This window comes from Legionella geestiana (genome assembly GCF_004571195.1).
GTDB classification, from domain to species: Bacteria; Pseudomonadota; Gammaproteobacteria; order Legionellales; family Legionellaceae; genus Legionella_B; species Legionella_B geestiana.
The window spans coordinates 641,014-662,570 of sequence record NZ_CP038271.1; the positions used below are offsets into that span (position 1 = coordinate 641,014).

Below are 21,557 nucleotides of genomic sequence, written 5' to 3' on the forward strand. Positions count from 1 at the left end.
ACCGTTACGTCCTTGAGCGTTTACTGTGGCAATTCTTAAACTTACGCTGACTCCCGCAGGGACAGGCCGCATTGAGCGGAATTTTTTTGTGGGACGCCATCGCCCCCGCCCGGCCATTTACATACAACCAACGGCCGTTTTCCTGCTCAAATTCGCTGATTTCGTGCATCAAGACCAGAGCATCCCGCTCAAGAAAGCGCGCGATAAACTCAACCGTACCATGCGTTGCATCCTGCGTGCCTGCATTAAGCACTTCAAGGCCAAGCCAGGTGACTGAGGACGTCCACAGGCGAGCGGCGTTAGCATCAAACCCCTCGAGAGGCGCGCCTTTCATGGACGCCTGAATCCAGTCAATATTTCCAAGCACAAAAGCGGTGTAGCGTGAACGCATCAATGCTTCAGGAGTTGGAGCGGCCGTAACATGAGTATGATACGGCTCACAACAGCCCTCATAGGGCATAAGTGAGCCACAGAGGCAATGGGGCATTGCAGCAGTCATTTATGCGCCCTAGCGCACAAAATGAGGCTCATCAGGCGTTTGATGCCAGGTCGCCTGATATACAGCCAGCGCATCAGCAGCGGCTTTTTCAAGGCCAAGTGCTTTGTTGGCATGGTAAAGAACGGCGAGCGCATCTTTGGCAGCCGGTGCCTGCTGGTAGTTTTTCACGACATAAGACGCGCGGCTCGCAGCGGCAACGTACATGCTGCGCGAATAGTAGTATTTAGCCGTTTTAAGCTCGCGTTCGGCAAATTCATTGCGCAGATAAATCAGGTGCTGCTGGGCGTTTGGACGGTATTTACTTTCAGGAAAGCGCGCCACAAAGAGGCTGAAATCCGTGAACGCCTGTGTCTGAGTGCCTGGGTCACGCCAGGATTCGTCCATGGGCAGGAAGTTGGCGAACACGCCGCGTGTCTGCTGGAAGTTCGCAAGCCCTTTCATGTACCAGGCATAGTCAACGTGCGGCGCTCGCGGATATAAATGGATAAAACGTTCGGCGGTGGCGGCTGCTGCGGGGTATTCCTCATTTTTATAGTAGGCATAAATGAGGTTCATCTGCGCGCGTTCTGCATATTTGCTGAAAGGATACATGGACTCAAGCGCCTCGAGGCGTTTGATGGCGCTGGCATATTCATCCTTGTCGAGGTATTTTTTCGACTCGACAAAGAGCGCTGTTGCCGTCATCCCTTTAAACGGCCCGTTATCCTCAAGCTCATCCTTCTTCCACCAGCTCTTGCACGATGTCAAGCCAAGCACCAGCACAAAAAGCAGCAGCCCCTGAAAACGCTTCATAAATAACCCCTGTTACAAGACGCCGGTGTCACGGCGCACGTCGGCACATTATACTCGAGCTTCTTTAAATTGCGAGACGTTTACGATAAAGATGCTACTCAAATGACTGGTACGAGTTAACTACTCCAGGGCGTGTTCTCATTCCATAATATGGGCACGCCCTAAATAATAAAACTATCCTGTAATGCCCGCGCAGGCGGGCAGCCATTTTGTGTACGGCAGTGAAATAATTTAGTTAACTCAATAATATGAAATGAAATAACAAATATCCCATCTCCACAGGGATGGTTATATGGAGTGCATCAACGAATTGCAGGACAGGGGCTGTCACCAATTATCAACCACCCCGGACATCAAGTCAGGATTATTTTGACAGATAGTTGCCCGCCTGCGCGCCGAGGAATACCGAAATATTTTTGTACAACGAGCATGCGGGTCCCGAACCATGCGTTGGCACCGTGCAACCTCCTGAATGGGTCCCCTGCCTGCGCGGGGAAGACCGAAACCCTGTCATTCCCGCGAAGGCGCTGAGGAATCCCGACATATTTTTGTACAGCGGGCATGCGGGTTCCGAACCATGCGTTGGCACCGTGCAACCTCCTGAATGGGTCCCCGCCTTCGCGGGGAAGACCGTGTGGGAGAGATTTTGGCCTCCGCACACAACCCGAATCCTGTCATTCCCGCGCCGGCAGGAATCCATCCCTGTATTGGCACTGTGCCTTTTCAGGGATAGTTCCCTGCCTCCCACGCCGGGTGATCCCGATTCTTTTTTTGCGAAAAATAACATAATCACGGATTTGTATGCACTTCAAGTTCTCAGTAACTCATCAAAGCCTTGTCTGCGCTGGTTGAAACTGGCCCGCTGTACAAAAATATGTCGGGATTCCTCAGCGCCTGCGCGGGCATGACAGGCTTTTTGTCATGTATATGGCGATTTCACAAAAGGCTCTTTACAAGCGGAAGCAGCTGCGCTAGTATTCAGCTCGTTCGGAGAGGTGGCTGAGCGGTTTAAAGCGGCGGTCTTGAAAACCGTTGAAGGGCGACCTTCCCAGGGTTCGAATCCCTGCCTCTCCGCCAATTATTTCTAACCTGCAATCTCTATTCGCATCTTAAGTGCCTTACCATTCGAAAGCCATCTGTTAACAACCGTTGATACCGACCTTTGGTCTGAAGCTTCCTAATCTTCTCCTCATTTCAAATGTGCGCGAGAGCGCATACCTTCACGTGAACGTCTGCGTGCCCGTTTGCGTTACCCGATAAAACTGGCATATATACGCAAGCACACAAAATATCCGGCGCATAGGGGGAGCGAGAACGCCGGGCGGCGTTGATTTAGTCTGGCCTGATAGTTGAGGTCTTGTTATGACTGTCTACGTGGTCAAACCTGGCCGGGGGGCTACTAAAAAGCCCTGAAAAGCATCCGGGCTCCTGAGGACAGCTGCCATTTTCCGGGGATTCACTGACAACCTCCATCGGCACCAGACGGTCGTTACCATCATTAATGACATGATGCCTTATTGCCACGCCCACAGCGACTACCGCGGCAAGAACGGCTGCCGATATAAGAATTGCTGCAAAAAGAGGGAGCGTTTTTAGCAGTACAACACCGAGGACGACCGCCAATGGCGCAAAGCCCAGGGTCAGGATTGCGATAAAGCCTGCTGTCGCGAACTTTTCTTTGTGTCTTGAAAAAAAGGATTCTCCCTCTTCCGGCGCTTCAGTCATTCCTTGAACCTCCGCTACAACCCGCGATACCTGAGCCTCATGCTCGCAGTCTTTTACCTGCTGAGGTATATCATCATAGAAGCTTTGAATGCGCTGAGGGTCAACATTGAATCGCTGAACTAAAGCCGGAATCAGCTGCTGCAATTCCCTGGTGCGCGCTCTATCGGTAAAATGATTCGCATCTATAAGCGCATAAAAGTCCCTTAGTTCACCAAGTCCGCGTTCAAGCGCATGGCGGTCTTTTTGCACAAATGCACCATACAAACCTTGCAGAATATCCGTTTGCACCGTTTCAAAAATTACATGCTCTCTAAGCGTAAAGGCAGGATGGCCTTTTACAACCTGAATGGCGAAGGGGATTTTACCGTTATCAAGCGCACTGAGGATAAACGCCCCAATATTATTAAATGCATCATCTATCAAAGCGGTAGTGGCAAAAGAAGCGGCGTCTTTTCTTCTGAGTCGATGCGCCAGCATATCCGCCTTGAGCATGCTTTTCGACTTGTTATGATCGATTTTTTGGTAGTAATGTTGGTGACATGCTGTTACAAGACTGCCGACGGTTTCGGCTTCGCCGTCAATCGCTGCGCGGCGTTGTGAAAGGACGTTCATCGCTTGAATGCGAGCTACCAACGCTTTGACTGCATCCTGCTTATCAGGAGCAGAATCTAAAGAACTGAGCGCTTCAGCAATTGTCTGGATATCCGTATCGCTGATATCAGGCCTAAAACGCCCTTCATCATCATAAAATCGCCGCATCAGGGGGAGCGCGATATCACGCGAGCTGAAGCCAGTGACACCTTCTGGCACATCGGTATACAGCAAATCATCCGAAGTATATACATCAAACCCCGGGTGCTTCAGAAGAAACTGCAAATAGCTTTCGTCGATAGCTTTCTGCCTCTCAGGCTGCATCGCCTCGAAAGTGGTTTTATGTGAAAAAATTTCAATCTGCGTGCTGCTGCTCGAGCGCATTTGCGCGAAGAACGCCTCCATGGGGCGGATAAAAGACGCTCGCGGCGTACTCTGAAAAATACCGTTTGGAAAAAAAGACCGTGACATCGTATCATCAAAGTCTATGGCCAGGTAATGGCGCTCATCAGCAGTAGCCACACTCATCTTCACACGGTAGTCAAAAAGCGCCTGAATCAAATCTAACTGAAGACGACGCAAATCTTGTCTGGCGGCATCCCCTCTTGTATAGCTGTTATCTGATATCTCGGCCATCTCGGCAAGAAGGGTGTAAACGGGATGTGCTGGAATGCCTTCAGGGGATTGGGTCGCAAAGTTTGTAGCCTCTGTGACCAAATCATTACTCAGATTGAGCCTGCTTTCAGAAGAAGAAGATGATGATGATGATGATGATGATGATGATGAACTTGCACGCTGTTGCTGCTGCTGAACCTGCTCACTGCTGCTTGCCATTCTGGTACCCTTCAAAATCCACCATTAGCTGATTCAGCAATTGTAACATCAATCTGAATAACATTTAATCATATTTACCCATTTTTTACGTTAACACTCATACCATTGCCCTGCCTTTCGGCGCAGTGCGATTTGATGAAATCAATAACATGCCGCGAAAATTCTGGCGCACTCCACAATGTGTTATGCCCTGCCTGCGTGAAACTCAACATTTTTTTTGGCGCGTTTGCGGCCTGATATAACGTCTTTCCATGCGCGTAGGGCACGATTGCATCCTGCAGGCCATGCACTATCAAAAGTGGCGCATGCATGCGCCCTATCCGCTCAAGCGAATCATAGCGGTCCCAGGGCGGTATCAGCGCCCATGGATAGTGGTAGCGCGCAAGATGGCTTAAGGAGGTAAAAGGCGATTGCAGTATCACGGCGCAAAACTGATTTTCCAGTGCAATCTGCGTGGCTACAGCCGTACCGAGCGACTCCCCAAACACGACAATCCCTGAGTCAGAGAGGTGTTCACTTTCAAGAAAGCGCATTCCGGCACGTGCGTCCTCATACAAACCGGCTTCCGTGGGATGCCCTTCATTACCGCCATAACCTCGATACTCAAGCTGCAAGAGACCAAAGCCCGCCTCTAGCAACTGTCTTGCAAACGGCATTCGATAGCCAATGTGTCCCGCATTGCCGTGCAGGTACAAAATAACCGGCAGGCCTGCTTTCGGCGCCTTAAACCAGGATTGTAAGCGCAAGCCATCACGGGTATGAAGCGTCACCACCCGCATGTCCTCTGCCTGATAGTCCTCACGCCGCGGCATTTCCCGTGACGGGAAATATATCAGTTGCCGCTGAAAAACATATACGAGGAGCATCAGCACGATGACCATCAGTACAGCAAATTGCAGGATTTCTTTCATAACAGCCACCCACCAGCAGCGAGGCTCACTATAATTAATGGGGGATGGGTGCTCAAAAGTCAACCAAATGGAAACGGCGGCAGCTGCTTTGCGTCTATAAGCCAGAACGGATGATGCCATTCGTCATAAATGGAAATCGGCATATCGCGTGTCGAGAAATCTACAAACGGACAGCGGCAAAGCAACCATTCCAGAAATTGTGCACAGACTTCAGGGGCAATTAATCGCTCTTCTTTAAACGCATGTTCAAATTGAGTATGCAGATGAAACGACCGTGTTTCGCGCAGGGTTTTTTGCATGCCGGTATTCACTTCGCCCGGGATAACACTGCAAACCCCAATTCCGGCAGAAGCCAGTTCCTTGCGCAACACAGCGGCAAGCGAATCCAGTCCGGCCTTACTGGCGCAATAAGGAGCCACTTCCTCGAGTGTCAGGCTGGCGGCTCTTGAGGTCAAAAAAAGGATGCGTGATTCCGGTGGCATAAGCGTGGCAAGCATTGCGCTGAGCTTCATCGGTGCCAGCAGATTGACGAGCAGCTCTTCGTCTAAACTCTCGCAATCGTATTGCGTCAAGGGGCGTGGCGCGCTTTTAACGCCTGCAGAATGCACAAGCAGCGAAAGAGGCACATTGGACTCAGTAATCACGCGCACTACCGCGTTTAAATCATGATTGGAGGTAAAATCTGCCTGCAGCGGGCGAAATTGTGGAAAGCGTGCCTGCAGCGCTTCAAGGCTTTTTTCATCCCGCCCGCAGCCAAACACGTTCCAGCCGCTTTCAAGAAGCCGCATGGAAAGTGCCTGACCTATCCCGTGGCTCGCCCCCGTCACCAGTGCCGTTTTATCCCTGCCCGTTTGCATCAATGACTCCTGTCAACGTACTCAACAAAGCGCCTACAGCTCCCCGCGCCGCTTAAATACGGCATCGAGTTCTTTAAGCGTTTCCAAAAGCTCGCGCATGCGGTCAAGCGGCCAGCTGTTAGGGCCATCGCTCAACGCTTTATCAGGATTCGGATGGGTCTCCATAAAAATGCCGGAAATGCCCGCCGCGACCGCGGCACGTGCCAGTACCGGTACAAATTCCCGCTGCCCGCCAGAGACACCATTATTCCCCCCCGGAAGCTGCACGGAATGGGTGGCGTCATAGACAACCGGACACCCGGTATCGCGCATGATGGCAAGCGAGCGCATGTCAGAAACAAGGTTATTGTAGCCAAAACTTACCCCACGCTCGCACACCATGATGTGTTCATTTCCCGTGGCTCGAGCTTTGGCGACAACGTGCTGCATTTCCCATGGCGCCAGGAACTGCCCTTTTTTGATGTTAACAGGCTTTTGCAGGGCCGCCACACGGTTAATAAAGTTGGTCTGGCGGCATAAAAACGCCGGGGTCTGCAGCACATCTACAACACTCGCGACTTCTGGCAGAGGGGTGTCTTCATGCACATCCGTCAAAACCGAAACCCCCACTTCCCGGCGGACTTTTTCAAGAATCTGCAGCCCCTTCTCAAGGCCTGGCCCCCTGAAGCTGCTCTGAGAAGAACGGTTTGCCTTGTCAAAGGACGATTTATAAATAAACGGAATCTCAAGTTCCCGGCAGATGTCACGCAATGTTCCGGCCGTTTCAAGCGCCAGTGTCTCGCTTTCAATCACACACGGACCTGCAATCACAAAAAGGGGCGCATTAAGCCCAACCTCAAATCCACAGAGTTTCATGCTTTTTTACCTGACTGGTGAAAGGTGCGTGCCGCAAGAACAAACGCTGTAAAGAGCGGATGTCCATCCCTTGGGGTGGAGGTGAATTCCGGGTGGAACTGACAGGCGAGAAACCAGGGATGGTTCGGGAGTTCAACCATTTCAACGAGCGAGCCATCAGCTGAACGCCCGGACACGACCAGACCAGCCTCAACCAGCGCTTCCACATACTGGTTATTCACTTCATAACGGTGACGATGACGCTCAATAATTTCCGCATCCCCATAAACCTTTCGTGCAAGGGTATCAGGGGCAAGCTGGCAACGCTGCGCGCCAAGCCGCATGGTGCCGCCAAGGTTTGCGGATTCATCGCGCGTCTGTCGCGTGCCGCCCTCTTCCTGCCATTCTGTGACAAGGCCCACCACCGGATAAACCGTCTGTTTATCAAATTCCGAAGAGTTCGCGCCCTTAAGGTGCAGTACATTACGGGCAAATTCAATAACCGCCGTCTGCATGCCAAGACAGATGCCAAGAAAGGGTACACCCTGCTCGCGCGCATATCCAATGGCCGCGATTTTACCCTCTACGCCGCGCTCTCCAAAGCCGCCGGGCACTAGAATGGCGTCAACCGTGCTTAACACCTGCGTACCGTGCTGTTCAATCAGCTCGGCATCGATATAGACGATTTCTACACGTGTTTCAGTGTGAATACCGGCATGCAGAAGCGCCTCATTGATGGACTTGTACGCGTCATTCAATTCGGTATATTTACCCACCATCGCTACTTTAACGGTGGCTGTCTGTATCGCCTGCTTTTCAACCACCTGTTGCCATTCATGCAAATCAGCAGGCCGGATGGTCAGCCCCATCTTGCGCACCACGATTTCATCAAGCCCCTGGTCATGCAGAATCATCGGGATTTGATAAATGGATTTGGCGTCCTGCAGCGTAATCACGCCTTCTTTCTCGACGTTGGTATAGAGCGCGATTTTGGCGCGGTCAGCATCTGTCAGCGGTTTTTCTGAACGGCAAATCAGGATATCCGGCTGAATACCAATTGAGCGCAGCTCCTTCACCGAGTGCTGGGTGGGTTTGGTTTTGGTTTCACCGGACGTGGCGATATAGGGCACCAGCGTCAGGTGGATAAAGAGGGTACGCTGTGCACCAAGCTCCATGCGCATCTGACGGATGGCTTCAAGAAACGGCAGCGATTCAATGTCCCCTACCGTGCCGCCAATTTCAATCATTGCGACATCATATCCTTCCGCGCCCAGTTTGATGCACCGCTTGATTTCGTTGGTGATGTGCGGAATCACCTGCACGGTTGTGCCGAGATAATCGCCGCGACGCTCTTTATGAATCACATTTTCATAGATGCGCCCGGAGGTGAAATTATTGCGCTTGCTCATCACGGTACGCACAAAGCGCTCATAATGCCCAAGATCAAGGTCGGTTTCTGCGCCATCCTGGGTTACGAACACTTCTCCGTGTTGAAACGGACTCATGGTGCCCGGGTCTACGTTGATATAGGGGTCAAGCTTGACCAGCGTGACCCTGAGACCGCGTGCCTCAAGAATGGCAGCAAGCGATGCTGCGGCAATCCCTTTTCCAAGGGATGAAACCACACCGCCGGTAATGAAAAGATAATTCGTCATGGCTTGGGCTCCAAAGCCAGCAAGTGGCCCATTTTCTGTTGTTTGGTTTTAAGGTACCCGCTGTTTTCAGGGGTAAGGTGCACCGGGAGGGAAACGCGCTTGCTGACTTTCAGGCCAAAATGCTCCAGCGCTTCCACTTTTTTGGGATTGTTGGTGATGAGGCGCAGGGTGTCAATTCCAAGATGCTTGAGGATTTGGTAAGCAATCGCATACTCGCGGTTATCAACCGGCAATCCAAGGTGCAGATTCGCATCGACCGTATCAAGCCCCTTTTCCTGCAACGCATAGGCTTTGAGTTTGTTGGCAAGCCCAATGCCGCGGCCTTCCTGGCGAAGATAAATCAGCGCTCCTCCCTCGCGGTTGATGCGCTCGAGCGACTGTTCAAGCTGCGCACCGCAGTCGCAGCGCGATGAACCGAGCATGTCGCCTGTCAGGCATTCGGAATGAATGCGCACCAGTGGCGGTTCATCGGCATTGACAGTAGGCCGCGTCAGCACAAAATGTTCAGCATTATCTATCTGATTGGCAAAAAGCGTCATGGTAAAATCCCCGTGACGGGCAAGTGGCATGTGCACGCTGGCAACGGCTTCTATCAGCGTTTCGTGACGAACACGGTAATCAGCAACATCACGCACACTCACGAGGGGTATTTTATGCTTTTTTGAAAATTGCATGAGCTGTTCGAAACGGCTCATGCTGCCATCTTCATTCATGATTTCGCAGATAACCGCCGCCGGCGTCAGACCTGCCAGACGCGCAAGATCAACACTGCCCTCGGTTTGCCCCTGACGCTCGAACACACCGCGTGCGCAGGCGCGCAGTGGAAAAATATGACCGGGCGAAATAAGGTCAAGGTGCGTGCTCGCCGGGTCAACGGCCACCTGTACCGTGCGCGCGCGGTCAGCCGCGGAAATGCCCGTTGATACGCCGCTTGCCGCTTCAATGGACACGGTAAAGGCCGTGCCGTACGGTGAGCGGTTGCGAGACGCCATCATCGTCAAACCAAGGCGGTCGGTCATTTCAGGTGCCATTGAGAGGCAAATGAGCCCGCAGGCCTTTCGCGCCATAAACGTGATGGCTTCAGGCGTAACCCGGTCAGCCGCGATGACAAGATCACCCTCATTTTCTCGGTTTTCATCATCGACAAGGATAACCATGTTACCGGCACGCAGCGTTTCCAGTGCCGTTTCTACGGCCATAAACGGGTTTTTCTTCATGCACAAACCTCAGTATTCAATTGCCTCGCCCATTGAAGCTGGTGAGCCACAATACGGCAGATATAGTCAAATTCAATGTTTACACGCGAACCTTCCTGAAGGCGCGAAAGCGTGGTCACGGCAAGCGTATGCGGTATGAGCGCAAACTCTGCAGTGTGCACATCGGCAGACTGAATCGTAAGGCTGACACCATCGACCGTAAGGCTGCCCTTTGGCACCAGAAAAGCCGCAGGCGCCACGCCAAAATGGCCAAGGCGCATCCATCGACTCTCTCCCTCAGCACGCATGTCTAGAACCCTGGCCGTTGTATCTACATGCCCCGTGACCATATGACCGCCAAATCGCCCTTCTGTCGACATGGCCCGCTCCAGATTCACATGAAAACCAGGCTCATACGTTTCGAGCGTTGTGGCGCGCAGGGTTTCAGGTGCCAAATCAAAGTAAAGCACACGTCCCTCATATGCTGCGAGTGTCAGGCACACGCCATTGACGGCAATACTCTCGCCAAGTACCAGCGGCATATCAACCTGCGGCACAATGCCAAGGCGATGCCCGCCGTCAACAGGGCTGTTAAAAACCACTTCACCGCGCCCTTCCACAAGACCTGTAAACATCAGCCCTCCTGCCAGTCGAAGCATGCTATCATATTGTTGCCCGATTCCTGCCAGGAAACCGTATGCGGGCGCGCAAAAATATCCGCGTCAGTAAAAGCGGCAACTGCACTTTCCCCTAAAACCCGCGGCACCAGAATAAGGTAGGTGCGAGCCACAAGCGCCTCACGGTGCAGGCTCGCAAACAGCGTAGCGCCTGCTTCTACCCAGACATCCTGAAACCCAAGCTCCCCGAGCTTGGCGAACACGGCGCGAAGGTCAAGGAACTCTCCCTCACCTGGTACCGGATACGCTGAAATGCGTGGATGCGCTGGCACGCACGCGTCTTTTCGATGAAAAAGATACACATGCGATGCAGTTTCAAGCAGGCGCGCATTCACAGACATTGTACCCTGGCTGTCAAGTATGGCGACCGGACGACCGTGTATGCGGCCATCCAGTCGCGCGTTCAGGGCCGGGTTATCAGTGGCAATGGTGCGCGCCGTGCTCAAAATGACATCAGCGTATAACCGCTGCGTGTGGGTAAAGCGGTCAGTGGAATCATTGGTGATATGAATGGCTTTGCCGCCGTGCCCTGCAATGCGCCCGTCAAACGTTTGTGCTGTTTTTACGGTCACACGAGGCAGACCGGACTGTACCCAATGGCAGTAACTGGTGTAAAATTCGTCAATCTCGGGCAACGGGCAGAATATAACCTCGATGCCAGCCGCGCTTAGCAGCTCCGGGGTATTGTGGTGCGCCACCAGCGGATGCGGGTCACGGTACCCATACACCACGCGGGAAACCCCGTGTCGAATCAGCGCATCGACGCAGGGGGGCGTTTTACCCCAGTGGTTACACGGCTCAAGGGTCACATAGACCGTGACCTCTGGCGTTCCCGAGGGAAATTGTGCTAACAATAACACTTCTGCATGCGCCTGTCCGGCGCCTGGATGGAAGGCTTTAGCAAGGATATGGCCATTGGCTACAGCCACAGCGCCTACGGCAGGGTTTGGGGCACAGCGGCCACGACCCAGCCAGGCTTGCTCAAGGGCCGCCAGCAGATATTGTTCGTGCATGTATCAATCGCTCAGCATAAATGCGTGCATGATAACAAATTATTCAATTTCGGAGTAGGGCGTGTTTGCAAATAAGTGGTTGAAATCCTGTGTTACCGGGTTACTGCTCTTTACCTTCTGCTCGCGCCTGTTCGCGTTTTCCGCCTATTCCAACGAAGAACTGGAAGAGCTTGAAAAACAGTTTGTGGAACAAATCAACCAGTCGGATGCCGTTGAACGCGCTCCGCTCGCACGCCAGTACCTGAACCAGCTGGGTCAGCGCCTTGCCCGTCAGGGGCACACGACAGTACCATCATTTTTTATCGTAAAATCCAATGAAATCAACGCCTTTGCGGGACCTGGCGGCCATATCGGCATTAATACGCAACTGATTCTTGCGACCGAAAATGAAAGTGAGCTGGCATCGGTCATGGCACACGAAATCGCGCACGTCCGCCAGCATCACCTCTATCGAAGCTTTGAGCATCAGAAACAGATGCGCGTCCCCATGCTCGCCTCACTGCTCGCCGCCGCCGCACTTGGCGCCATTAACCCCACACTCGCCAGTGGCGCAATGATGGCTTCCCTCACGGGATTTGCTCAGGATAATGTCAATTTCACCCGTTCAAGCGAGAAAGAAGCCGACCGGATTGGCATTGACATGCTGACGCGTGCCGGCTTTGACCCGCGCGGCATGGTACGTTTTTTCAAAAAAATGCAGGAGAATTCGCGCTATTACTATACCGACAACATCCCCGCCATTTTAAGAACCCACCCGCTTGACGAAGACCGTATTGCCGAAGCAGAAGACCGCATCCGAAAAAGCACGGGAAACGGAGTTGGCGACTCGCCGGATTACGCGTTCTTTCGCGAATACATTCGCGTACTGACTTCGGGCGACACCAAGCGTCTCCTTGATTTTTATCAGGGACGCTGTAATGCCAAAATTCCGTCTGCAGCATGCCAGTACGGCCATGCCATCGCCCTGCTGCAGGCCAGCCGCTATCAGGAAGCGCTCGACAGACTGCGCCCCTTGCTTGCCGCCAATCCCAATAACCTCTACCCGCTTTTAAGCACGGCAGAAGCCGAAGAGGGCCTGCATCAGTTTGCCCCGGCACTGACGCGCCTGCAGGAGGCCACGGTCAACTTTCCCAATAATTATGCCGTAATGATGGCCTATGCCGAGGGACTTGCCGCTGCCGGGAAAAATCTCGAAGCCTCGAGCGCTTATCTTAAGGCTTCAAGGATATTCCCCAAAGACCTGCCGCTGTGCGAAGCCCTCTCGCGTGCTCAGGCGCGCGCGCATTTCGAGGGCCTTGCCTATTTCACCCGCGCCCGCTGCCTGCTGCTGCAGGGCCGCCACCGAGATGCCATGCGCCAGCTTGAGCAGGCGCGCCTTAACGCCGGAAAAAACCACCTGCTGAAAGCGCAGGTGTCGGCGTTGAAGGAGGAGATTCGCTTTATGGCAGACAAGCGGCTGTAAGTGTCGCCTTTAGTTTCGAGTCGGCGATGGTGGTTGATGCGCGCTGTCTGTAACAGGCTCTTGAGAGTTTGCCCGGTTTACTTCTCCAATGGGCGAAGGGAAAACAATTCCTTTTTTTGAATCAGGTGCAGGTACTGTTACCGGGCTTTCACCGGTGGTTCTCTGTGAACCCCTTTCATGGCGAACATTCTCATCACGCTCCCGGTCAACCACCCATCCTGCAGCCGTACCAACCACGCCACCAATCACGGCGGCAGCGGCAATAATCCCGATGACGCCCGCAAAACCTACACCTGCCGGTGGAAAAATGGCAAGAAGTCCGAGGGTCACCAACCCAACACCGATGAAACCGGCTGTTCCAGCGGCTACGGTGAAGCCATAATGCACGCCGCCCGATTGTTTGGGAGCGGGGTTGCCCTGAACTTCGGCGACCAATCGCTCCTGTGCAGGCGAACCCTGAATTTTATCAGCTGATGGGTGCATTACTGAATGGCTCGAACCTGCTGCAACAGAACTCTGGTTTGTTCCACTCAACGCCTGCATGCGTTCGTAAATGGCTGAAATAACCCTTAAAAGCTCCATATAATCTGGCAATTCCTCGTCCGCAGTGTATTGGACTTGCGTGGATATTGAGGTGCTTGGCAGCGAAGAGGATGAGGATGGGCCAGCATTGCCTGCGCTCTCAAGAGCGGGCTGTAATCCTTTGAGTCTTTCGAGTGCAAAATCGAGGTTCTTATCATCCTGCAAAAGTTCCAATGCAAGTTGTGATTGCGAATAAAGGGGTGAACCTTCTCTGATTCCCGACAGTTTTTCTCTGAGATAAGCCTGGAATTCAGGCACTTTCCCCCCCGATTGTTCTGCGAGCTCAGTAAACTCCGTCTGTATACTTTGTTCTGTTAACCCAAGAATAAACATGGCCATGTTCATGCCCAAAAAATGGGTCATTACTTTTTGTTCTCTCGTGCTTAACGCCTGCCCCTGCAATTTAACGCGTCTGTTGAAGAGATTAGCATCCTCGGCGTCAAAATCTCTGCTACCGTTAGGCTCATCTCGAGAACTTTTAATATCATCAAGATAGCAGATTGATTTCGAATCTATGATGCGTAACTGGCCGTTTACGTCCACACCCCAGTTGGAACCTTTACCATCTCCCATGGTAATGTCCAAGCGACGAAACCGTTGAAAAATCTCCGTCATCTGGACAAAAATTGCAGGCCCTTTTTCTGCACGTTCTTCAGGAGTCAGTCTTTCACCCAGCGAAAATACATCACCTTCAACCGGCTCGAACACGCTGACTGCATCGTACCCGCCATCTTTTTCCCCCATACATATTCTTTCACCGACTTTTTGTGGAAAAAGATGGGGCGCTTCAGAGGTCTCGCTCAAATAGTGAAGGGCAGCACGGCTCACACGCCCCAGTTTTTTGGTAACTTTAAGGTATAAAGGATGGCCATCAACGAATATGGCAAAATTAATACAGTTACCAGTATGTTTGAGTTCGCATTTAATATCATATTTCTGTGCAACTTCGTTAAACCTGGAATAGTCAATGCCAGCATCTTGCGATTGAGTATTTTGGAAGGAACGAACGACCTCAACAAGCTCTGGATCGCTCAAAAAGGCATTAAGTGTGTCAACGGTAGAGTATCTATCCATGCGGCTTCCAGAGCGAGTAAATGCCTCTATGATGGAAGCCATTGTATGGTTGTAGTTAAAACCGGGTGTTTTATTCAACTCTCTAACCATGGACCCGTATCCGAAACGCGCATCAATTAACTTTAATCTATCCCGTATTATCTCACAGTCTTCAGATGTTTTTTGAAGCTGATACGCGGCAACCTGAATTTGAAACCTGTCTAAAGCATCGCGAAAGTCATTGATTACGTTTGTTTGTGATTGTGACATTAGGCATTTTCCTTCAAGGGCTGTTAACCAGAGTGTATACGACAAAAATTAACGGAAGATTATGGGAAAATATTCAACAGGGTTGTCTTCCCAGAGCTCATGCTGGAGTTAGCCCCGTGCCGGCACATGGATGGCTTCCCGCCTGCGCGGGAATGACAGGATTCGGGGTGTGTGCAGAGGCCAAAATCTCTCCCACACTGTCTTCCCCGCGCAGGCGGGGAGCCATTCGGGATGTGGCATGGAGCCAACGCATGGAACGATTCATCCTGGTCACGGTACAAAAATACACGTGAATCCCCCGGCGCGGAAAAAATGTCCCGTACACAGCGGAAGATTATTAGACAATATTCAACAGGGATGCGCTGTGTACCGGATATTTTTTTAAAGACACGTACAAAGGTACAACTATCCGGCATTGAAGCAAAGATTTCGGTAACGCAGACGGGCACAAGAGCGCGTACCTTTACGTGCCCGTCTGCGTTCCCGATACTGTGAGCCCATATGGCAATGGTCTTATGCCACACCCCGCCATTGCAAGCGGGGTGTGGCACATCTGCTAAAGCCTTTTTAACCGGTTTCCGTTCCCCCAACTGTCAGGGCATCAATTTTAAGTGTGGGCTGCCCGACTCCCACCGGAACAGACTGGCCATCCTTACCGCAGACACCGATACCGCTGTCAAGCGCGAGGTCGTTACCAATCATGCTGATTTTTTGCATGACCTGCGGACCATTGCCAATCAGGGTGGCTCCTTTCACCGGCCGCGTGACTTTGCCGTCTTCAATGAGCCAGGCTTCACTGGCCGTGAATACGAACTGACCGGATGTGATATCGACCTGACCACCGCTAAAATTAGCGGCATAGAGGCCGCGCTTGACCGAGCGGATGATTTCTTCAGGTGCATACTGACCTGCCAGCATGTAGGTATTGGTCATGCGGGGCATCGGCGTGTGAGCATAAGATTCGCGCCGGCAGTTACCCGTTGGCTGCATGCCCATGAGGCGGGCGTTCAGGCGGTCCTGCATGTACCCCACCAGAATGCCATCCTGTATCAGCGTAGTGCACTGCGTAGGCGTGCCCTCGTCATCCATGTTGAGCGACCCGCGACGGTTCGTGAGCGTACCATCATCCACCACCGTCACGCCTTTGGCAGCAACCTGTTCACCAATGCGTCCGCTAAAGGCTGAAAGCCCCTTGCGGTTAAAGTCTCCCTCCAGACCATGCCCCACGGCTTCATGCAGCAGCACGCCGGGCCAGCCTGGTCCAAGCACCACTGGCATGGTACCTGCCGGTGCGGCCACCGCATCGAGGTTAGTGAGCGCTTCCCGTACCGCTTCACGGGCAAAACCCAGGGCTGTGTCGTTTTCTGTAAGGATGGCGTATGCATTGCGCCCGCCTCCGCCGGAGCGCGCGGATTCGCGCCGTCCCTGATGCTCCACCACAACCGTAATGTGCACACTGACAAGCGGCCTCACGTCCGCCACCATATTCCCATGAAGGCCCGCCACCAGCACTACCTCATGGCTTGCCGTGAGAGAGGCGTTCACCTGGACCACCCGCGGGTCCATCCCGCGTGCTTCGCGATCAATGGCTTCCAGTAGAGCGATTTTTTCCGCTTTTTGCATGGAGTCGAGCGGATTTAACGCTGGATAAAGCAAACGCGGTTCAAGGCCCGCGCTTACGCGACGGGTTATTGACTGCCCCGCATGCGCAATCGAGCGCGCAGCAGTTGCCGCCTGTTCAAGCGTGGGCAGCCAGATGCCGTCACAGTAGGCATAGCCGGTTTTATCGCCGCTGACCGCGCGCACGCCCACACCGGTAGCCGCATTAAAACTGCCACTTTTGACTTCCGAATCCTCAAGATACCAGGATTCAGAGGTGATTCCCTGAAAATACAAATCGGCATCGTCCACCTGATGGCTGAGCAGGCTTGACAGCAGCTTTTCAATCGCCATTTCATCAAGTGAGGCCGGTTCCAGAAGCGCTGTTCTGGCGATAGAGAGTGCCTTATTCATAAGCTTTATGCTCCACAATGGGTAAATCCGTCTGCAAAACCCGGTGCGATGCCACCGGAAACGTGCGCCTGAGCGCCTTTAATGCGTGCAAATCAATGTCGGCGGACACGGCCCCTTCTTCCTCGTCAAGCTGCGCGATAACCTCCCCCCAGGGATTAATTATCCTGCTGTGCCCCCAGGTTTCGCGCCCTGAAGCGTGCTGACCGCACTGATTTGGCGCGAGCACAAAACACTGGTTCTCAATTGCGCGGGCGCGCAAAAGCACGTCCCAGTGTGCCGCCCCGGTGGTTCGGGTAAAGGCTGAAACCATGGTAAAAAGTTCAGCACCCTTTAAAGCGAGTGCCCGGTACAATTCTGGAAAACGCACATCATAACACACACTTAACCCGAGGCGACCTGCAGGCGTATCCACCACCACCAGTTTATCGCCAGGTTCAATGGTGCGCGATTCTTCATGTGCTTCCTTTTCCGATACACGCACATCGAAAAGATGAATTTTGTCATAGCGCGCCGCACATTTTCCGTGCTCATCAAACACCAGACTGCTGGCACGCACCCGCTCTCCAGAACCTTTAAGCGGCAGTGTTCCCGCGACTATCCAAAGCCCAAAACGCCGCGCCATGGCAGCGATGGCCTCTTGAAGGGGCCCTTCACCGAATGCTTCTGAAAGCGCGAGTTTCGCACGCTCCGAAGCCCCCATAAACGCACAGTTTTCAGGCAACGCCACGAGACTCGCACCCTGTGCTTTTGCGCGCTCGCACAGGCTTTCAATCTGTCTTAAATTTTCGACAATGTCTGCAGATGCACACAATTGTATCACCGCGACACGCGCCATAAATCTGCTCCTCACTAACTCGATAATGATACCTTCTGTGCTTCAGCCTTTGAAAAAGCCGGCATGAACGCCCGGAAAAAGAGTATCGCATCTTCGCAGAAATCAGCAGCCTCCTCCAGAGAATAGTGCTGCTCTCTAACAAGCATCAACGTCAGACTTGTCGATTGCCGATTCAAGGCCTCAACAACCACAGGACATCGTTTGAGGATGTCTAATAAATGCCCGATAAACATCCTCTCAAGCACACTGATGGCCTCATTCTCAAACCATGCGCCGACTGCACCGGCGGCTTCTGCCAGCGTTTCCTGTCGACAGACTTTTGCCGGAAGCTGAAGGAGTGAGGCAATGTGTGAGAGTGAGGGTGTCTGTGGGGTGAAAAAACACGGACTATCCATGCTAAAAACGTTCAATGCCTGCAGGCACAAAAGTGTCGCATCGGTCACTGCTCTGGAAAAACGCTCCCTGTATCCGGGGCGTTTCGAATCAGGCACCGTATTAGTGAGGATGCGACTCAGAATCATCATCGCATCATCGCGCTCTGGCGGATAATGCAGATGTGCGTGCTGGTGTTCACGGTACTGTCTCAGCAGCTCTGACCATCCCGCTTCATAACGCAGGTGCATTTCAGGGTCGATGTGCATCTGTTGCTGCCAGAACACCTGAAACGCCGGGGGTATCTGAGGCGCGCGCCCACCTGGAATATACACGGGATAGCCCGGCACAAGTCCAAAAAGGTATTCTGCCGGTGCCAGCGCTTCATGCAGGCTGTGCAGACCACCTGATACCAGATATCCACAAACTGTCGCGAGATAATGCTGCTTTTGGGCAAGCGTTTCAAAGTTTGCATGGATTTCCATGAGGCCCAACAGCATGTAGAGCATGCTCGAAGGCCCCGAAACGTACACGGCATCGCTATAGGTAAGAAAACGAACCCAGTCAGAGCGGATATCGGCGCCCTGGTTCAGTACATCGGGTTCCCACGCCACATCCAGTCCTGGCAAATGCTCTGCGTATTCAGACTGATAGTCCATCATGATGCCCATGCGGGTTGTGGCTTCTCTCATCGAAACACCAGCCCGCCCGCGAGCGGGCTCTGCCGTCATTATTTCTGAGTATTCACATCGTTGACTGAGCCAGTCTGCAAACCGGCCCACCTCTTTGCTTTCAAAAAGACTTAAGAGTCTTTCGCGATACAAACCCTTGCGGTATTTAGCAGCGACTTTCGCAAACCTTGCCTCGGGCTCGCGTATTACAGGAAATGGAGTTTCGCGCGGCAGGCTTCGCAAAAAATGCCGTGCAAACACAAAATGTGCGTGCATGATATAGACAAGACTTTCCGGTGCATTATCCTCAAGGAGCCGCTCAAATTTTTTCCAGGAAACCTGCTCCCTGAAAGCTCCGAAACGAATGGGCTCCGTCTGTGGTGGACTCAGTAATTTAAGATACTCCTGCACATGCTTGAAAGATTTACTGGCCTTGAGCCACCTTAAGGTTACCAGCATCCCCTGCGATACGGCAGCGACTGCCTTCATCATGGCCCTGGTAGGATTGGTCAGGAGGGTGATGCATTGATGCGACTCATAGAGGCGAGCCAGTGGATTTGGCCAGCGCGCCTGAATACTTTGGCGAAAATCACAGCGGCGCACCGCATCCGCGGTTTCTGAAAGCTCAACCCTCCCGGTTTCCCTGGCGGCGTGCTCGAGTATCTCTTTGAGATGCCCTAAATCCTGCGTATGGTTCTCAAAAAGCGCACGTATCGCTGCAATCGATTCAATAAGCACCGGGTGAGAAGAGGTCTGTGTCAGGCCTTCAAGCTGATTCAATGCATAAAGGTATGCTTCTGGACGATAATGAAACGGCGAAGACGCCTCTCGCAGACCATGCCCGAGCTTCCTCAGTTCACCCTGAATGCCCTTGAGTGTCAGACGGTGCTCAGGATTCTCTGACAAAATGTCTTCCAGGATTTCGGGGAGTTCATCGTTGTAAGCACTGAAAGGCGACAGCTTATCCGGCTGCGGGCCACAAAACGCGGCGGCAGGCGTACCTGTCAGCCAGGCGTGCATGCTGATGCCGAGCCACCACCCATGCAGGCTATCGAGCGTTACACGCGTACTTTCAACCTGCCACTCTGGCGGCAGATGCACCACCCCGTGCATGCCGGTCAGAGTATTGTTCAGCGTCCCGTCAATGGCGCGCAGCGCATGTGGGCGAACCATGATAATCCGACCATTGGAGGTCATTTCAAAAAGTGCCGTATCTGCAAACGGAATCACAATATTTGCAGCTGTCGCCACGCGCGCTGCCGCAATCAGCTGCTCGTGGATTTCTATTCCTGAGAACAGGCGAAGCTTAAGTTCCACGGGGCTTTGCAGCGGTTTTGTAGCCGGATGCCAGGAAAGGGCAAAGGTCCAGTGCTCTCCGTCTATCCATCGATTGCCGCTGAAAAGCTCGCTGGCAAAAAGCGCTTCCTGACCACCGGCGCGCAGGCGGTCAGGAAGCCCGCGATACGGATGAATGCCCGCGCCAATTGTAAATATAAAGGCAGCCCCATTATCAACAAGCGTAAGTGTCTTGTGCCCGTCATGGCATTCTACCGTAAGGCGTTCATGCGTTGCCTCAGGCGCGATAACCGCGAGAAAAGCCTCGCCAGCCGCTCGCGTGTCAGGAGCTTCGTACAATGAACGCGCCGCCTCCCATAACTTTTCCGGCGCTGCGTGCGCCACTGAAAGAGCGAAGGGATGCGAGGGTGGCTCGAACTCTTCACGCAGCGGGATTTTTTGGGCAATTTGAAGGAATCGCGCCGATAACGCTTCAAGGAGTGTCTCGATAAAGGTGTGATGCGCTGGTGTGCAGGATGCTGAAAGCAGTGTCTCTCGCAGACGCTGACGGGTCTCGCGCAGCAGAAAAAAGCGCTGCACCATTACCGCCTCTGGCCATTTCGACTCCATCGCAACAAAGCTGCGCAGGACGGCTGACAGTGCAGGGCTCGCCGGCATGAGCGTATGAACTCTGGCAAGCAAATAAGCCACATCTGGAAGGTGCGCAGCCTCAGAAAACAACGCCATCTCGCGAAAAATTGCCGACCATTCAGAAGGATAAGCGACACCTGCCTCGCGCAGTCTTGAATAAAACTGCGGCGTGAAAGTTTCCCGATACCAGACATCCCAGGCGGCTTCCCCGTCTGAGACGTTTGCGCCTGATGCATTCCGCTCGGCATCAAAACCGCGTGTCAGGGTCAGGATATCCATCAGACCATGAAACTGTGCCACTTTTTCAGCAGACGCAATTGCGTTATAACGGACAATCAACCCATTCAGTCTTTCGGGGAAATTACGATTTGCGCCCCTTTGGATGGAAACGCCCGTCTGCGCGAGCCCCTCATAGGTGTCAAGCATTTAATCTCCCGGCAAAATCAACGCATATACGCGGGTGGACGGCTCCCTCCCCCGTCAGGCGCATCCCGGCCTCAATCAACGTCCAACGACCGTTTGAGTATACGCATTCAGTGCAGTCATTTTAAAGTGTAGCATGTGATAACCATGAACCAATTGTCAGTCTCTTATACTCTATGAAATAAAGATGCCGGCTTAAAGCAGACTTGCGCATACCAAAGCCTGGTACGCGGAATGCATGTTTCACTGAAAATACTGCCTGCGGCCTGTCTTGTCAGCCGATACAGGAGACGATACACTGAAAACCCTGCACGGCATTACCGTTAATATTGTGCTATATTGAATTTATGTAAAACCGGAGTCTTC

The 21,557-nt window shown here is 52.8% G+C and carries 15 protein-coding genes and 1 tRNA gene; 2 read left to right on the forward strand and 14 right to left on the reverse strand.

Going from position 1 to position 21,557, the window contains the following annotated elements:
* Positions 1–4: 4 nt before the first annotated feature.
* Both E4T54_RS02840 and E4T54_RS02845 read right to left on the reverse strand, forming a co-directional pair.
* Positions 5–499: a YchJ family protein gene (locus E4T54_RS02840; RefSeq protein ID WP_238582827.1), complete on the reverse strand. Its 495-nt coding sequence runs from the start codon at positions 497–499 to the stop codon at positions 5–7.
* 9 nt (positions 500–508) lie between these two features.
* Entirely contained in the window at positions 509–1,291 is a 783-nt protein-coding gene (locus E4T54_RS02845) for an outer membrane protein assembly factor BamD (RefSeq protein ID WP_028386975.1), read from the reverse strand.
* A 989-nt stretch (positions 1,292–2,280) separates the two neighbouring features.
* Between E4T54_RS02845 and E4T54_RS02850 the strand changes: the two genes are divergently transcribed.
* Positions 2,281–2,368: transfer RNA gene (locus E4T54_RS02850), tRNA-Ser, on the forward strand.
* Between the two features lie 255 nt (positions 2,369–2,623).
* Here E4T54_RS02850 and E4T54_RS02855 read toward each other — a convergent pair.
* The 8 genes from E4T54_RS02855 to ribD all read right to left on the reverse strand — a co-directional run bounded on the left by E4T54_RS02855 (position 2,624) and on the right by ribD (position 11,584).
* Entirely contained in the window at positions 2,624–4,441 is a 1,818-nt protein-coding gene (locus tag E4T54_RS02855) for a hypothetical protein (RefSeq protein ID WP_028386973.1), read from the reverse strand.
* A 74-nt stretch (positions 4,442–4,515) separates the two neighbouring features.
* On the reverse strand, positions 4,516–5,352 hold the full coding sequence (locus tag E4T54_RS02860) for an alpha/beta hydrolase (RefSeq protein WP_051550990.1): 837 nt from the start codon (positions 5,350–5,352) through the stop codon (positions 4,516–4,518).
* Between the two features lie 59 nt (positions 5,353–5,411).
* On the reverse strand, positions 5,412–6,209 hold the full coding sequence (locus E4T54_RS02865; RefSeq protein ID WP_081776789.1) for an SDR family oxidoreductase: 798 nt from the start codon (positions 6,207–6,209) through the stop codon (positions 5,412–5,414).
* A 33-nt stretch (positions 6,210–6,242) separates the two neighbouring features.
* The gene (gene kdsA, locus E4T54_RS02870) at positions 6,243–7,064 is read right to left on the reverse strand and encodes a 3-deoxy-8-phosphooctulonate synthase (RefSeq protein WP_028386971.1); all 822 of its coding nucleotides are present in this window, start codon (positions 7,062–7,064) and stop codon (positions 6,243–6,245) included.
* Positions 7,061–8,698: a CTP synthase gene (locus E4T54_RS02875; protein WP_028386970.1), complete on the reverse strand. Its 1,638-nt coding sequence runs from the start codon at positions 8,696–8,698 to the stop codon at positions 7,061–7,063. Before E4T54_RS02875 ends, kdsA begins: the two co-directional genes overlap by 4 nt.
* Entirely contained in the window at positions 8,695–9,915 is a 1,221-nt protein-coding gene (locus E4T54_RS02880; RefSeq protein ID WP_028386969.1) for a bifunctional 3,4-dihydroxy-2-butanone-4-phosphate synthase/GTP cyclohydrolase II, read from the reverse strand. The genes E4T54_RS02875 and E4T54_RS02880 overlap by 4 nt, the downstream gene beginning before the upstream one ends.
* The gene (locus tag E4T54_RS02885) at positions 9,912–10,529 is read right to left on the reverse strand and encodes a riboflavin synthase (protein ID WP_028386968.1); all 618 of its coding nucleotides are present in this window, start codon (positions 10,527–10,529) and stop codon (positions 9,912–9,914) included. Before E4T54_RS02885 ends, E4T54_RS02880 begins: the two co-directional genes overlap by 4 nt.
* The gene (ribD, locus tag E4T54_RS02890; protein WP_028386967.1) at positions 10,529–11,584 is read right to left on the reverse strand and encodes a bifunctional diaminohydroxyphosphoribosylaminopyrimidine deaminase/5-amino-6-(5-phosphoribosylamino)uracil reductase RibD; all 1,056 of its coding nucleotides are present in this window, start codon (positions 11,582–11,584) and stop codon (positions 10,529–10,531) included. The genes E4T54_RS02885 and ribD overlap by 1 nt, the downstream gene beginning before the upstream one ends.
* 103 nt (positions 11,585–11,687) lie before the next feature.
* On the opposite strand from ribD, the gene E4T54_RS02895 reads away from it, so the two are divergent.
* Positions 11,688–13,046: a M48 family metalloprotease gene (locus tag E4T54_RS02895; protein ID WP_425452054.1), complete on the forward strand. Its 1,359-nt coding sequence runs from the start codon at positions 11,688–11,690 to the stop codon at positions 13,044–13,046.
* Positions 13,047–13,055: 9 nt separating this feature from the next.
* Here the strand turns inward: E4T54_RS02895 and E4T54_RS02900 are convergent, their stop codons facing one another.
* The 4 genes from E4T54_RS02900 to E4T54_RS02915 form a co-directional block, all read right to left on the reverse strand.
* Positions 13,056–14,951: a hypothetical protein gene (locus tag E4T54_RS02900; RefSeq protein ID WP_028386965.1), complete on the reverse strand. Its 1,896-nt coding sequence runs from the start codon at positions 14,949–14,951 to the stop codon at positions 13,056–13,058.
* Positions 14,952–15,518: 567 nt separating this feature from the next.
* The gene (gene tldD, locus E4T54_RS02905; protein ID WP_028386964.1) at positions 15,519–16,964 is read right to left on the reverse strand and encodes a metalloprotease TldD; all 1,446 of its coding nucleotides are present in this window, start codon (positions 16,962–16,964) and stop codon (positions 15,519–15,521) included.
* Positions 16,957–17,799 (reverse strand): carbon-nitrogen hydrolase family protein, encoded by an 843-nt coding sequence (locus E4T54_RS02910; protein WP_051550989.1) that lies wholly within the window; start codon positions 17,797–17,799, stop codon positions 16,957–16,959. The genes tldD and E4T54_RS02910 overlap by 8 nt, the downstream gene beginning before the upstream one ends.
* A 14-nt stretch (positions 17,800–17,813) precedes the next feature.
* Positions 17,814–21,194, reverse strand: coding sequence for a hypothetical protein (locus tag E4T54_RS02915; RefSeq protein ID WP_028386963.1), 3,381 nt, complete (start codon positions 21,192–21,194; stop codon positions 17,814–17,816).
* Between the last annotated feature and the right edge of the window lie 363 nt (positions 21,195–21,557).